The sequence below is a fragment of the Paenibacillus sp. J22P218 genome (assembly GCF_056269195.1).
Genome location: NZ_JBWDNL010000005.1, coordinates 529,967 through 544,141, shown reverse-complemented (window position 1 = coordinate 544,141; position 14,175 = coordinate 529,967). Strand labels below are relative to the sequence as shown.

At 51.1% G+C, this 14,175-nt stretch carries 11 protein-coding genes; 7 read left to right on the top strand and 4 right to left on the bottom strand.

The features are described from left to right. Positions 1-160 precede the first annotated feature (160 nt). The 3 genes from AC0YN0_RS23450 to AC0YN0_RS23440 all read left to right on the top strand — a co-directional run bounded on the left by AC0YN0_RS23450 (position 161) and on the right by AC0YN0_RS23440 (position 2,685). Entirely contained in the window at positions 161-1,141 is a 981-nt protein-coding gene (locus AC0YN0_RS23450) for an aldo/keto reductase (RefSeq protein ID WP_475823438.1), read from the top strand. A 69-nt stretch (positions 1,142-1,210) separates the two neighbouring features. Then, positions 1,211-1,768: an NUDIX domain-containing protein gene (locus AC0YN0_RS23445; protein WP_475823437.1), complete on the top strand. Its 558-nt coding sequence runs from the start codon at positions 1,211-1,213 to the stop codon at positions 1,766-1,768. Positions 1,769-1,962: 194 nt separating this feature from the next. Next, positions 1,963-2,685, top strand: coding sequence for a DNA-binding response regulator (locus AC0YN0_RS23440; RefSeq protein ID WP_475823436.1), 723 nt, complete (start codon positions 1,963-1,965; stop codon positions 2,683-2,685). Positions 2,686-4,361: 1,676 nt separating this feature from the next. Here the strand turns inward: AC0YN0_RS23440 and AC0YN0_RS23435 are convergent. Together AC0YN0_RS23435 and AC0YN0_RS23430 are read right to left on the bottom strand one after the other, a co-directional pair. After that, positions 4,362-5,744, bottom strand: coding sequence for a YheC/YheD family endospore coat-associated protein (locus tag AC0YN0_RS23435; RefSeq protein ID WP_475823435.1), 1,383 nt, complete (start codon positions 5,742-5,744; stop codon positions 4,362-4,364). 91 nt (positions 5,745-5,835) lie between these two features. Continuing rightward, the gene (locus AC0YN0_RS23430) at positions 5,836-6,588 is read right to left on the bottom strand and encodes a YheC/YheD family protein (protein ID WP_475823434.1); all 753 of its coding nucleotides are present in this window, start codon (positions 6,586-6,588) and stop codon (positions 5,836-5,838) included. Positions 6,589-6,831: 243 nt separating this feature from the next. On the opposite strand from AC0YN0_RS23430, the gene AC0YN0_RS23425 reads away from it, so the two are divergent. The 3 genes from AC0YN0_RS23425 (at position 6,832) to AC0YN0_RS23415 (ending at position 10,580) form a co-directional block, all read left to right on the top strand. Further along, positions 6,832-7,872, top strand: coding sequence for a YheC/YheD family endospore coat-associated protein (locus AC0YN0_RS23425; protein WP_475823433.1), 1,041 nt, complete (start codon positions 6,832-6,834; stop codon positions 7,870-7,872). Positions 7,873-8,032: 160 nt separating this feature from the next. Continuing rightward, positions 8,033-9,289, top strand: coding sequence for a C40 family peptidase (locus AC0YN0_RS23420; RefSeq protein WP_475823432.1), 1,257 nt, complete (start codon positions 8,033-8,035; stop codon positions 9,287-9,289). A gap of 208 nt (positions 9,290-9,497) precedes the next feature. Next, positions 9,498-10,580 carry a CapA family protein gene (locus AC0YN0_RS23415; RefSeq protein ID WP_475823431.1) on the top strand — a complete coding sequence of 361 codons (1,083 nt, stop codon included), beginning with the start codon at positions 9,498-9,500 and terminating at the stop codon, positions 10,578-10,580. Positions 10,581-10,682: 102 nt separating this feature from the next. Here the strand turns inward: AC0YN0_RS23415 and AC0YN0_RS23410 are convergent, their stop codons facing one another. After that, a complete protein-coding gene (locus AC0YN0_RS23410; RefSeq protein WP_337100221.1) occupies positions 10,683-11,204 on the bottom strand; it encodes a C40 family peptidase in 522 nt (173 codons plus the stop codon). 331 nt (positions 11,205-11,535) lie between these two features. Here AC0YN0_RS23410 and map point away from each other — a divergent pair, with 331 nt between their 5' ends. Beyond that, a complete protein-coding gene (map, locus tag AC0YN0_RS23405) occupies positions 11,536-12,279 on the top strand; it encodes a type I methionyl aminopeptidase (RefSeq protein ID WP_475823430.1) in 744 nt (247 codons plus the stop codon). Between the two features lie 79 nt (positions 12,280-12,358). Here map and AC0YN0_RS23400 read toward each other — a convergent pair whose 3' ends face one another. Next, a complete protein-coding gene (locus AC0YN0_RS23400) occupies positions 12,359-14,158 on the bottom strand; it encodes an ABC transporter substrate-binding protein (RefSeq protein ID WP_475823429.1) in 1,800 nt (599 codons plus the stop codon). Between the last annotated feature and the right edge of the window lie 17 nt (positions 14,159-14,175).

Below are 14,175 nucleotides of genomic sequence, written 5' to 3'. Positions count from 1 at the left end.
AGTACTTCGATAGGTGTTTTTCTCATATTAACACATCATGGAGAGGAGTTCTTTAAGCAGAGGAGGCGGGCTTAGACGTGCGCGCACGGACAAGTGTGGAATCGGAGGCAGATTGCAGTATAATAAAGTTATTTCATAGACAGAGGGAGAGGTGCAGATTATGCAATATCGCAGATTGGGCAACAGCGGCTTGAAGGTTTCGGCGCTTGGCCTCGGCACGAACGCTTTCGGCAAGCGGGCCGACGGCGATACGTCGAAGAGAATCATAGACTTAGCAATTGAGCGAGGCATTAATTTTATTGATACGGCTAACATTTATGCAGGCACTGAATCCGAGCGGCTAATTGGCGAGGCGCTTGCCGGCAAGCGGCAGCAGGTCGTATTGGCGACGAAAGCAGGACTTGTCAGGGGGCCTGGCGACAATGAGCGAGGCTCGTCGAGGTATCATTTGCAGACGGAGCTGGAGCAAAGCTTGAAGCGGCTTAAGACGGATTATGTCGATCTGTATCAAATACATACGTTCGATCCGGAAACGCCGCTGGAGGAAACGCTGCGCGCGCTTGAGGATATGATTCGATCGGGTAAGGTTCGATATATTGGAGCTTCCAATTATTATGCATGGGAGCTGATGAAGGCGCTTGGCATCAGCGACCGACTTGGCCTGAATCGGTTCGTCTCGACGCAGACGAGCTATTCGCTTGCAGACCGTACGCCGGAGAAGGAGCTTGTCCCGATGTGCCTGGATCAAGGCGTCGGCATAATTCCTTATTTTCCGCTTGCGGGTGGGATATTGACCGGGAAATACAGTGCAGCGGACAAGGCGCCCGAAGGGTCGCGCGGTCAGACTGATCCGAGCTTCGGCCGCTTCATAACCGAGCAGACGCTTGCGCTTAGCGATCAAGTCGCAGCGCTTGGCGAGCAGGCTGGCATCAGCCCAGGCATTATGTCGCTCGCTTGGTTAATGAACCGACCAGCTGTTTCGACGGTAATCGTCGGCGCTACGCGCGAGCAGCAGTTGGAAGATAATCTGCTGAGCGCCGAGCTGCAGCTCGATGCGGGGCTTATGAATGAGCTGGATGAGATCAGCGGCCCGTTCCGCAATGGCAAGCCGCTGGCCGTCTATCGGCTGCCTAAGAAATAGGTAATGGGCACGGGCGGCGCGTAACCGTAAATAGATGTGAAGACTTACTTGAGGGCAGAGGTGACAGTGGTGGAAGTTAATTTTTGCATAACTTGCGGAAGCAAAATGGAGTCGCGAGATGTCGACGGCACGGTCAGAAGAGCGTGTACGGCTTGCAGCTACGTGCATTGGGGCAACTACAGCATCGGCGTCGGGGCGCTTGTCATGAAGGAGGATAAGCTCCTTCTTGTTCGCAGGGCGCAAGAGCCTGGCAAAGGCTACTGGACGAATCCGGGCGGCTATATCGAGCAGCTCGAACCGATCGAAGAGACCATTCGGCGTGAGGTGCAGGAGGAATGCGGCATCGATGCAGCTGTGAAGAGCGTAGTCGCGCTTCGCGATCAGCCAAGGGGCATTCATAATATCTACATCGCCTTTGATATGGACTATGTAAGCGGAGATCCGACGCCGGACGGCGTAGAGGTTGATGCCGCGGGCTTCTTCTCTTTGCAGGAGATGGGGACGATGAACGTAGCAGGATTCACCCGCTGGCTCGTTGATGTCGCTTACGGTGCACGCTCGGAAGGCTTGCTGCAGGATACGAACCCGATTGTTCCTCTGAACGGGTACGGGTTGTTCCGGACTTAAATGTAGGTTGCGGCAAATTGCGTTACTGACTGCGCTACAGCAATGATATATAATGATAGGGACTAGGAATGATAGTTTTTTAGCGAAGAAAGTAGAATAACATAGACATATCTGGTGAAGCACACCGTTCATCCTTGGACTATTCGTCCGGGAAGAACGGTGTTTTTTTGTAAATAAACTAGCTAATAGGGAGTGTGAGGCTGTTGAATGGCGGCGGGAAAGTAAATGTAAGTGCAGTTGATCAGGCATACAGCAAGTGGATCGAGCTACATATTGGGAGACGTGATGTTAATAGTGAGCGCAGTCGCAGATTAGTTGAACGGAATGACCATGGGGAGAATTCCTTTGTTAAAAGCGTGTGGTGGCCGGTTGTTGGCAACTTGGATGAGCTCCATCCCGAATATGAGGTGAACGATTATCGGGACGGCAGCCGATTTCTTGATTTTGCTTATATTCGCGGCGATTATCGGATTTCAATTGAAATAGATGGCTACAACACGCATCAAAGGCATGCGTCGCGCAGAACGTTCGGAGACGATCGATTCAGACAGAACCAGTTAGTGTTGGATGAGTGGAAGGTGATTCGATTCTCTTACGACGACATTGTTGATAAGCCAAGGCAATGCCAGCAGTTCATTCAACAATTGCTAGGGAAGCTCTACGGCATGGGGCGCCAACCAGTTGAAGAGCTAGATCTGCCGGCGAGCACGTGCGAACTGCTCAGATGGGCGATCAAGCAGGGTCCAGAATTTGTGTTTAGTCCGAAGGAGGCGAGGTTGAGGGTAGGTGTATGTCACGCATCCATTCAAAAGTACCTGAAACAACTCAGAAACCTGCATCTTATTGAACCGGCCTCGGGTAGTCAGCGGATTCGTGCCTACCGCCTAACGGAGAAGGCGGTAAAGCTTCGGTTGTGACGGGTTACTGAGCGGAATAGAGCTAGAAGACAGCTCTATTCAACAAATTGTGGTGTGTTGGAGACCGATAGAGATAGAAAGTATCTCTAGCGGCAAGGGGGAGCGTCGAAAGTGAGCATACGGCGGGGATGCTGAACGGAATAGAGCTAGAAAATAGCTCTATTCAACAAACTGAGGTGTGTTAGAGAAACATAGAGATAGAAAGTATCTCTATCTGCAAGGGGGAGCGTCGAAAGTGAGCATACGGCGGGGTTGCTGAACGGAATAGAGCTAGAAAACAGCTCTATTCCACAAATCGAGATGTGTTGGAGACGGATAGAGATAGAAAGTATCTCTATCGGCAAGGGGGAGCTGCAAAAGTGAGCATACGACGGGGCTGCTGAGCGGAATAGAGCTAGAAAACAGCTCTATTCCACAAATCGAGATGTGTTGGAGACGGATAGAGATAGAAAGTATCTCTATCTACCAAGGTTGGCATCGAAAGTGAGCGTGCGGCGGTGCTGCTGAGCGGAATAGAGCTAGAAAACAGCTCTATTCAACAAATTGGGGTGTGTTGGAGACAGATAGAGATAGAAAGTATCTCTATTGGCAAGGGAGAGCGGCGAAAGTGAGCATGCGGCGGGGGTGCTGAACGGAATAGAGCTAGAAAACAGCTCTATTCAACAAATTGGGGTGTGTTGGAGACAGATAGAGATAGAAAGTATCTCTATCTGCAAGGGAGAGCGGCGAAAGTGAGCATACGGCGGGGGTGCTGAACGGAATAGAGCTAGAAAATAGCTCTATTCAACAAACTGAGGTGTGTTAGAGAAACATAGAGATAGAAAGTATCTCTATCTGCAAGGGGGAGCGTCGAAAGTGAGCATACGGCGGGGTTGCTGAGCGGAATAGAGCTAGAAAATAGCTCTATTCAACAAGTGGAGGTGTGTTGGAGATGGATAGAGATAAAAAGTATCTCTATCTGCAAGGGGGGGCGTCGAAAGTGAGCATACGGCGGGGATGCTGAACGGAATAGAGCTAGAAAACAGCTCTATTCAACAAAATTGTGGTGTGTTGGAGACGGATAGAGATAGAAAGTATCTCTATCTACCAAGGTTGGCGGAGAAAGTGGTCATACGGCGGGGTTGCTGAGCGGAATAGAGCTAGAAAACAGCTCTATTCAACAAAATGGGGTGTGTTGGAGACCGATAGAGATAGAAAGTATCTCTATCTGCAAGGGGAGCGTCGAAAGTGAGCATACGGCGGGGATGCTGAACGGAATAGAGCTAGAAAACAGCTCTATTCAACAAGTGGAGGTGTGTTGGAGATGGATAGAGATAAAAAGTATCTCTATCTTCCAAGGTTGGCGGCGAAAGTGGTCATACGGCGGGGATGCTGAACGGAATAGAGCTAGAAAACAGCTCTATTCAACAAATTGTGGTGTGTTGGAGACAGATAGAGATAGAAAGTATCTCTATCGGCAAGGGGGAGCGTCGAAAGTGAGCATACGGCGGGGATGCTGAACGGAATAGAGCTAGAAAATAGCTCTATTCAACAAACTGAGGTGTGTTAGAGAAACATAGAGATAGAAAGTATCTCTATCGTCCAAGGTTGGCGGCGAAAGTGTGCATTCGCATACGCGAGCCACATCCGAACGCCATAAAGAGGAGCGTGCCCACATCGGCACGCTCCCAACAGCTCTACCCCTTGAAGCCGGAGACGAAGAAGGCGTATTGGACGAACTTCTTCACCGAGGGACGGGCTTTGCTTCCGTCTGGATCGAGAGGGGAGGTGTCCTCCTTGGACGGCTTCGCGTTGACCTCGATCAGCCATACCCGCCCCTGCGTGTCGATCGCCAGATCGATGCCGAGCTCGGCATAGTGGCCCACGATCTGCGATTCAATCCCTTTGGCGATCAGCAGCGAGGCGCGCCGCAGCTTCGTCAATCCGCCCGCCGCCGCGGAAGAGCCCGTTCGCGCCAAAGCGGCTTTGACGGTGCTGATCGTTCCGCCCCGCGCTACGTTCGAGACGAACTGATTGTTGTCGGCGATCCGCGCTACGATCGAAGTAACGGTCCATTGCCCGGTCTCGCCCCGCTGGACGAGCGACCGGAAGTCCAGCGGCCGGCCGCCCACCGACAGCAGCTTCAGTCCGCGCTGAATCTGATGCTCGCTTTTCTTCAGCTTGGCGGCAAGCGAGCCGTACAGCTGATCCAGCGTTGCGAAGGTTTGCGCACGAATACCGGTCACATTGTTCATATGGCTCGTATATCCAGCCTCGGGAAATTCGCTCCGATACACCTTCACGATGCCTTTCCCCAGGCTTCCGTTATTCGGCTTAATGAAGACAACATCGTATTTGCTGCACATCGACTTCAGCAACTTAGCGCCCTTAAGCGGATAAGACTCAGGCAGGTAGGCGCGCAGCGAAGGCTCCTTGATAAGAGCTCCGAATACTTCCGTCTTATTCAAATATTTCTCATTGAAAAATACGGCATTATGCCGTTTCTTCGCATTTCTCACGAACCTCTGCACGTCCGGCAGCTTCTCCTTCTTGCGGGACGTGATTCGGTTATAGATGACATGGGGGACGGGAAAGCGCCCACGCACCCATTTGTCCGTATAATGCCAACCCTTAACTGCGTCGCCCGTGCTGACGATATCTTCCCCTGTGAAAAAGAAGATGGAGGCTCCATAGCTTTTGCAAAGCTCGGATAGCTCTTGGCAGAAAGTCGTATTGGGACCGAACGGCAGTAGGGTAGAGTGCCGGTTAAAGCGGCTGACAATGACCCCGATCAGCGGACCAAGCTGCACCGTCTTGGAGGAGCCTTTATAGTTGAAGCTTAGCACCTGGTCATGGACGACGCCCCATCTGGCGGCTAGCGCTGCATCGATTTGCAAGAAGCTGCCGTCAGGCGATGGCTCAGCCGTTATCTCTTGCCTGGCAGAGCCGAACGATAATGTCAGGGGCGTGCGAAAGGGAATGCTCCATTTCTTGGCGTGTGCTTCGCTGAGCAACAGTAGTGGCTCGCCTGCAGCGAACTCTTCCTGAGTGATGCGCAGCGTTACCTTTGTACTATTCATGAATACTCCTTCCCAGCACCGACTTGTTCAAACGATTCCTCTGCAAGACAGCGGAGTCGCGAAAGGCCGATAAAGCAGCAAGCAGGCGCTGTTAGGCGGATGTAGATCGGATAGCGCGAACGGACGCCGCGATCTGACCGTACAAACGCGGGTTTGAATGATAGCGGAACAGCTGGAATTGAGGCTTCGTATTGGCTTCTACCAGCCATATTTTGCGTTCCGTGTCGATAGCGATATCTAGCCCAAGCTCGGCAATCTTCGGAAAATGCTCCTTCATCGCAGATGCGATCAACAGCGATATATCCTTAATTTGCAAATACCACTCCTTGCCTTCTTCCTTCGATACGCCAAGCGCGTCGTATAGCCGAATGGCTTTGCCGCCGTTGCTATGGTTCGTCACGAAGCTGTTCGGCGCGGCAACCTTGCCCATAATGCCGAAGAAACGCCAATCGCCTTCCGGCCTAAGATGCATCAGTGCGCGAAAGTCGATCGGTTTGTCTTCAATCTTGATCAGATCTATGCCTTGCTGGACGATATAGCGCTTATCGCCGATCAGATGCTTTAGCTTCAGCGCAGCCAGCTTCTTGCTTGGATATTTATGTGTGTAGTAAGCGGTTCGGATAATATACTCTTCTTCCTCGCGCGAGACCTTCATTACGCCTTGCCCTTTCATCCCTAGATCCGGCTTGAGGAAGAGGACGGTATATTTATCGATCATTTGGATAAAATTTTTCGGCGTGAACAGCATCGTGTCGGGCAAATATTCCCTAAGCAGCGGTTCACTCCAAAGCGACTCATGCTTTAGCCACTTTCTTCCGGGATACCTGATCTGTTTGGCCTTCATGGTGAAATCTCCTCCGTGCTTCACGTAAAAGCGACTGTACGAGCGTGCAATAGGCTTCGATCGACGTCCTTTATGTTATTCGCACAGCTCCCAATGCGTACCTGTCCTCTGTCGCATTCATGAATTGGGTTATCGCCTAAGGCCCGCCTGCGGGCGAATGTCATAGGATAATGTACGGCTCCAAGCTGCAAGTCTAAGGCATCCAAGCAGAAGAGCAGATTGAGACAGGAGAGCGAATCCATCATGACAAAAATATTAGGCATAATGACGCATCGGGTGTCCCGTCCGCAAGTGTTCAGCCGCCATGCGAAGTCGGCAATCGCGGAGAAGTTCGACGGCTTGCTGATGTACACACCGCGAGACGTGAATATGAAGAAACGGCAGATTAGCGGCAATCTATATAAGAACGGCAGTTGGTCGAAAGCGACAATCCCTTTTCCGCCAATCAATCTCGACATCGGCTTCTACTCGCCCGAGGATATGCACAGAGCAACGATCGTAAAGAAGAGCAGTCAACTGCCGTTCACGGGCTATGGTCTCGGCAACAAGTGCAAAATTCAGAGCCATCTGGTGCAGTCCTCCTATTTGAAGCCCTACTTGCTTCCAACAGAACAGGTGAAGACAGCCGAAGCATTCGTCTCCTTCGTGAAGAAGCATGAGAGCGTCATGCTGAAGCCGATCAACGGCTGGGGAGGAAAAGGGATCATTCGAGTCACGCTTCATAAAGATCATTTCATCGTACAGCGGGACGGCAAGGACAATCAGCAGCTGCCGCGCGCGGAGCTAGCGAAATATGTTCGAGGCGTGCTGGGGAGCGGCAGGCATCTGATGCAGAAGTGGATTGATATTCGCAATACGAAGGGAAGCGTATTTGATATTCGCGCTCTTTTGCAGAAGAATGGATCGGGGGATTGGCAGACGAGCGGAATGGCGGTACGTGAAGGGAAACGAGGCAAGATTACATCGAACATCAAAAGCGGCGGCGACGCCTACGACGTTTCCCAGTATCTCACAAATGAATTCGGTGCCGAGATGGGGGAAAAGCTTACGGAAACGGTGACGGAGATCGCAGAATACATCCCTTCGTTCTTGGAAAAATCGTACAAATCAAGACTGTCAGAATTAGGGATCGACCTTGCCGTCGACAGGAGCGGCAAGCCGTGGCTGATCGAGGTTAACATAAAGCCCGGGAAGATGATCATGAAGCGGGTTTACGGGCAGAAGGCATGGGAGCAAAGCCTGCATATCGGTTATCAATACGCTCGTCAATTATTAGAAAAATAAGAAAATTTTCGCCCGAAATCGCTTTCATTAGGAGACGATGGACGGCTTACATATGGAACAGGCTGACAGAAATAAGGCCTTTGGTTAGATATACCAAGGAAAAGGGGGTGTAAATCTTGCTATTATAGGGATACATCTCAACGAGGGAGCTGATAGATGGATGAAGAAGAAGATTATCGTATTATCGCTGGCACTTTCACTAAGCGCGACGGGCGTTGCATTCGGCGCGGCAAGTTCAACGAAGGCGGACGCTGTAGCCAAATACAATAAGTATATTAATGCTGACAGTTATGTAAAAGATGAATTGTATAACGTAGCAGACTTCCGAGCCAAATACGTCGGACAATCGGAGACGCTAGCATATAAGCTTGTAGAGCGGGCAATATGGTATATGGAAAACGGCTATTTCGTTTATGGTCATGGAAGCAAGGCGTATGCCAAATACGGCTACGAGGATTGCTCAGGATTCACAAGTCTCGTATACGGCGACTTCGGCTATAGCATTACCGAAACGTCCAAAAATTATGACAGTGTCGGCACCAAAGTAGCAGGCGTAGGCAAGAAAAAAGTGAACGGCAAATGGCAGCTGACCGGAATTGAGAACTTACGAATTGGCGATTTGCTGACATGGCAAACAACCGACCATATTATGCACGTAGCGATCTATATGGGAACGAACCGTGATGGACAACCTGTCGTAATCGGTACGCGAAGCGATGGCAACCCAACCGCGCTCGGAACGGTAGACAGCTGGTCCTATTGGTGGGGAGAGAACTTCCACTCGGCAAGACGCGTTCTGCCAGACTCCGCCTTCACAGGCATGGCAGGCAAGACAGAGCAGGCGCCAGTAATACCGAAGTCCTACATACTTCCGCCCCAAAAATCGATCCCAAAGTGGGATAGCCCTATCGTACAACAACCGGACCCGACACCGCAACAGCCGGAAATTGTCAATCCAGGGGAAGAGCAGTCGGACAAGCAGTATGTGGTAACGAAGAAGGGCTGGGTTTCGCTGAAAGCGTCGGCAAGCTCAAGCTCGGCAACTGTAGGGCGACTGGAACTAGGACAAAAGGCTGAGCTTGTAAAAAAGGTCAACAGCTACTGGTATCAGGTCAAAGTGGACGGGAAAACGGTCTACATTACGACGAGCAGCACGTATACGGACGTCATCGGAGGGTCATCATCCGGTTCCACAACGCCGCAAGCGCAGAAGAAGGATTATGTGACGACCGTCAAAGGGTGGGTTTCGCTGAAAGCGTCGGCAAGCTCGAGCTCGGCTACGGTCGGCCGTCTGGAGCTGGGACAGAAAGCGGAGCTAGTAAAGAAAACGAATAGCTATTGGTATGAGGTCAAAGTGGACGGCAAGAGCGTCTACATTACGACAAGCGCTACGTATACGAAAGTAATCAACGAGTAGAGAAACAGCAGGAAGGGATGAAGTTCCGCCGATACAAGCGGGGCTTCATCCCTTCCTCATTTTTTTTTGACGGACAAATTATGATCTAGGCACTTATCCATACGGAGTCATTCGCCTATTCATATACTGTGTTGTGCTGCGGTCTAAGACCCCGAGGGAGACCGCTCGCTTTCACTTTTTGGCAAAGGTCATAGAACGGAGATGAATCATGAGCACGGACATTACGATTGCCGCGGTCGGCGATTTTCTAATGAAGACGAGAATTATTAATTCAGCGAAGGTGTCAGGCGATAAGGGATATTCGTTCGATCCGATATTCGAGCCTGTCGCTTCCCATCTGTGGAGCGCGGACTTTACGATCGGCAACCTGGAGACGAACTTCGGCGGGCCGAAGGCCAGCGACTATTCCATTGTTAAGCGGCATCCGAAGACGAATTGGCCGATGTTCAATTGTCCCGATCCGTTCGCCGATACGCTTAAGAACCTTGGCTTCGATGTGCTAACGACGGCCAACAACCATTGCATGGATTGCGGAATAAGCGGCCTTAAGCGCACATTGAACGTTTTGGATAAGGTAGGCATCGCACATACGGGAACGTTCCGTTCGCAGAGTGAGTCGCAAGAAATGCTTATTCATGAGGTCAAGGGTATTAAGATTGGCGTACTCGCTTATACGAAAACAACAAATAAAATTCCCGTTCCAGCCGATCACAGCTGGGCAGTCAATCTTATTGACAACTCGAAGATTGTAGCCGATCTGAAGAAGCTGAGAGCGGCGGGCGCGGAGCTTATTATTGTATGTATGCATTTCGGCAAAGAATACGGCATGTATCCGATTGACCAGCAGAAAACGCTCGTTCCCTTATTATTCAAGAACGGAGCCGATATTATTCTTGGCGCGCATTCGCATGTTATTCAACCGGCGTTATTTTATGAATCACGAGATATATGGGGCGCGAGCAAGCGCAGATTCGCCATCTATTCCCTTGGCAACTTCATCTCGACGAGGCTGTATTACAATGACCATACGCTGACCGGGCTCATTACGCACATTCAAGTTCGCAAGAACGACAACGGCAAGATCGAGATCAGGGACGTAGAGTTCATTCCGACGTGGACGCGCATTACGCGAAATGGGGCGAGAAGCAAGTTCCGCATATTGCCGCTGGCGGAGACGATCAAAGCGCAGTCGGGAGGCAGCAGCGAGCTGATACGGATGAAGAAGATGCATGAGCATGTGAAGCGGCATCTGAAGCGCAGCTCCGACGCGCCAGAACTGAAGGTTATTTAAAAATAATATTACCCTATTAACGCATCGTCTTGTCTGCCGCGCTTAATAGGGTAATATCGTTTTGTCGCCTTTAATGGCTATGATTGCGTTTTCGGAGAACGTTTACTTAATGACGCGTCTCGCAACGACGAATCTGTCTTTGTAGTAGCTGCCGCTGTAAATGTTGGAGATGACAACGTCTTGGCTGACGCTGGCGTTGTGGATCATTTTGCCGTCGCCGATGTAGATGCCTACATGACCAACGTCGCTTTTGTTTTTCGAGCCGCTATTCCATGTAAAGATCAGATCGCCTTTCTCGAATTTGCCCCATGAGACCTTCGTTCCAACCTTTGCTTGAGCGTCGTCGTCACGATTAACGAGTGTTACGCCGACATTCGCAAGTCTGTATGCCAAGTATGTGAAACCGGAACAGTCCGTTTTGTATGGAGGTTTGCTCTCTTGACGCTGATTCCAGTGTACGTAATCCACTTTATTTTTAAGGGAAATAGCTGTTTGGACAACCTTGTTTCGTTTTGCCTCCACGGATGCAGATGCTGCGAAGCTCACATCGTGTAACAATGCCGCAGCAGGAATGCTAACCGCCATCATGAGTACCGCAAGTTTTGTTTTGAATCCTTGTTTCATTAGGGTATCGCTCCTCTTCAGTAGTGTCTCACGTATTATAAATTTAAAAAATAAGCCGCGAACACCCTGCAAAAATTGGCATGGAAACCTACTCTATTCCTGTTGCCTTGGTGCAAAACGAGCGCTGGCGCAGGTTTGACGCGTTATGCCCAATGAGAATGAGAATGTATGAATATTTTTTTTCTTGTTATCGTGCTAGCGCTATGTTAGAATGCCGTATTTCCGTTATTTTACGGGTTAGATCAGGTAGTAAGCAGCTGTAATCAGTGATACGATTAGATAAGAAAAAGAAAGATGAAACCAACAACTAGAGATGGGAGCGGACGGAATTATGACTGCAGACACACAGAAGGATATAGATGGACTTAAGGAGATCGGACGCATTGTTGCGATTACTTTGAATGAGATGAAGCGGCAAGCGGAAGCGGGAATGACGACGAGAGAGCTGGATGAGCTTGGCGGACAGCTGCTTAAGAGCCACGGTGCTTTCTCCGCGCCGAAGAAGGCTTTCCAATTCCCAGGGCATACGTGTATCAGCATCAATAATGAAGTGGCGCACGGCATACCGGGCAGCCGCAGAATAGAGCCTGGCGATCTGGTCAATGTCGATGTATGTGCGGAGAAGGACGGATATGTAGCCGATACAGGCACGTCTTTTCAAATAGCTCCTTATACGGAGGAGATTCAGCGGCTCTGCAGCTTCACGCATGAAACGATGATGAAAGTCATTTCCTCTCTCAAGCACGGGGTAAAGGTGAATCAGATTGGCAAAATGTTCGAGCAGCAGGCGAAGCTTGGCGGCTATCAGATCATCGGCGATCTGTGCAGCCACGGCGTGGGCCGAGCGGTGCATGAATGGCCGCAAATCTCGCCTCTCTATAATAAGAGAGATAAGCGGGTGCTTCGCGAAGGGCTTGTCATAACGATTGAGCCGTTCCTTTCCACCGGCGCGGATTATGTCGTGCAACAGGCGGACGGCTGGACATTGTGTACACCGGACAACAGCGTTGCGGCCCAGCACGAGCATACGATCATTATTACGAAGGAAGCTCCGATTATTTTGACGGTGGCTTAGCGAATTTGGGAATGACGAAGAAGCTGTTCAAGGGCATGTATAGTCGCCCTCTACAGCTTCTTTTTTTGGTTACTAACGGTCACGTAAACCAAATGTCGCGAAATCGAACCCAGCCGAGCGACTCAAGCGAAATTCCTCGTATGGACGGATGGAAAGCGGTCTTCAAATGCTTTCGGTATAGAAACATAAGGCTATGCGAGTGCTTTAGCTCATCCTCAATCGCCAGAAACAACGCTTTCCGCTTTTGCGGGTCGGCCTCGGACAAAATCGACTGAAGCTGCTCGCCGAGCGTTGCGTACATGGCCGGCAGCATATGCTGCTGAATGCTCTTGTACAGGTCAATGAGACGAAGCTCCCTGTGCTCGTCCAGCATAACGGCGAACAAGAGCAGATCGGCTTCGAGCCTTGCTTTTCCCTTGAACTGTTCGGCAGCAATAAGCGTTATTTCAATGGAGACACCTGCTTCCGTGCAGACTTGCTGAATAAGCGCGGCATCCGCTTCATACTGCGGGATCGTCGCCAACACAAGCGTTTCCCCGTTATAGCCGGCCTCGGCTAGCCGTACGCGAATATTCGCAGCAGACAAGGCGGGTTTGTGTTCAATTTCATTCGAAGCAGCTGCAGACTGCAGCGACCAGAAGCTGTCCCCTTCTTCAATGACATCGCCGGAGAGCAACTCTAACAATCGCTCCCGGCTGATGGCCTCATCAATTGTTTCGCGGATCGCGGGATTCGCAAGCGGACCATGCTTGAGCTCATTGACCGTTACGAACTTGCAGGTCATGCCGGATTGGCGAACCTGCTGCCACTGCTCGCTCGCCGCTTCGCTCATTCGCACATTATGCATGAGCTGGAAGCTCTCCAGCTCGGGCTCCATCAATCCGCGCTCTGTCGTCTCCTCTACCGTCCATATTTCTACCCGATCCAGAAAGGCTCTCCCCTGGAAATAGGGAGCGAACGCCTCCAGTACCCATACGCCTTGTTCTTGACCAGCCAGCTTGAAAGGTCCAGTGCCTATAGGGCTGCCAAGGAATTGCCCGCTCTCCGGGTCGCATCCGTTTTGCGGTACGATAGCGGCGCGATTCGTAGCGAGGAATGCCAAAAATGCTTCGTTCCGTTCGGCTAACCGAATGCGAATTGTCGTATCATCCGGCGTCTCCATCGATGCAATCCCGGCGTAGACCCATCCGTGAAGCCCGCTCGGGGCTAGTGCACGGAGCCGCTCCAGCGAATACTTCACATCGGATGAAGACAACTCTCTTCCATTATGGAACAATACGCCCTTCCGCAAGTAGAAGGTCCACAGCGTTCGACTCTCATCGACGTCCCACGCATGAGCGAGATGCGGCAAAATCGACTCGCCTTTCGCATCCATGCGGACAAGTCCGTCGAACAGCTGATTAACGAGATGGGATTCACTCGTGTAATGAATAGCCGCAGGGTCAAGGGAATGGATACGCTGCGGAAGCGGGAAGCGTAGGATGTCGGTACGACGGTTGCCCTGCACCTCGGAGTGAAAGCCGAACTGTCCAGTAAGCCATTGCTGGAAGCGGCCTTGTACGTTTGTGGACTGCTGCGCCGACTGCACGATCGCAAGCGCGCCTTGCAGATCCTGCTTATGGACAAGCTCTTGCGCCTCTTGGAGCAGCAGGGCATCAGCGCCTGCTAAGAAGGTGAGCAGAGAGCGGTTGCCCCGACCGCGCTTCGGCTGCCATTGCAGCCAATTCTCCTGCTGCATCCGCTGCAGCAACATAACCATATTGCGGTGCGTGCATTCCAGCAATTCGGCGAGTTCCTGCGTAGTGGCTTCTACTGCTGAGCCCTCCTGCACATGAGAGTAAGCGCGTCTTAACGTGATGTAATGACGGCGTATTTTCACCAGTGAAACACTCCCGT

Bases quoted from the DNA above. Each gene is read 5' to 3' on its own strand.
- AC0YN0_RS23450 (WP_475823438.1), top strand. From the start codon at position 161: ATGCAATATCGCAGATTGGGCAACAGCGGCTTGAAGGTTTCGGCGCTT.
- AC0YN0_RS23435 (WP_475823435.1), bottom strand. From the start codon at position 5,744: ATGAATAGTACAAAGGTAACGCTGCGCATCACTCAGGAAGAGTTCGCT.
- AC0YN0_RS23430 (WP_475823434.1), bottom strand. From the start codon at position 6,588: ATGAAGGCCAAACAGATCAGGTATCCCGGAAGAAAGTGGCTAAAGCAT.
- AC0YN0_RS23425 (WP_475823433.1), top strand. From the start codon at position 6,832: ATGACAAAAATATTAGGCATAATGACGCATCGGGTGTCCCGTCCGCAA.
- AC0YN0_RS23420 (WP_475823432.1), top strand. From the start codon at position 8,033: ATGAAGAAGAAGATTATCGTATTATCGCTGGCACTTTCACTAAGCGCG.
- AC0YN0_RS23415 (WP_475823431.1), top strand. From the start codon at position 9,498: ATGAGCACGGACATTACGATTGCCGCGGTCGGCGATTTTCTAATGAAG.
- AC0YN0_RS23410 (WP_337100221.1), bottom strand. From the start codon at position 11,204: ATGAAACAAGGATTCAAAACAAAACTTGCGGTACTCATGATGGCGGTT.
- map (WP_475823430.1), top strand. From the start codon at position 11,536: ATGACTGCAGACACACAGAAGGATATAGATGGACTTAAGGAGATCGGA.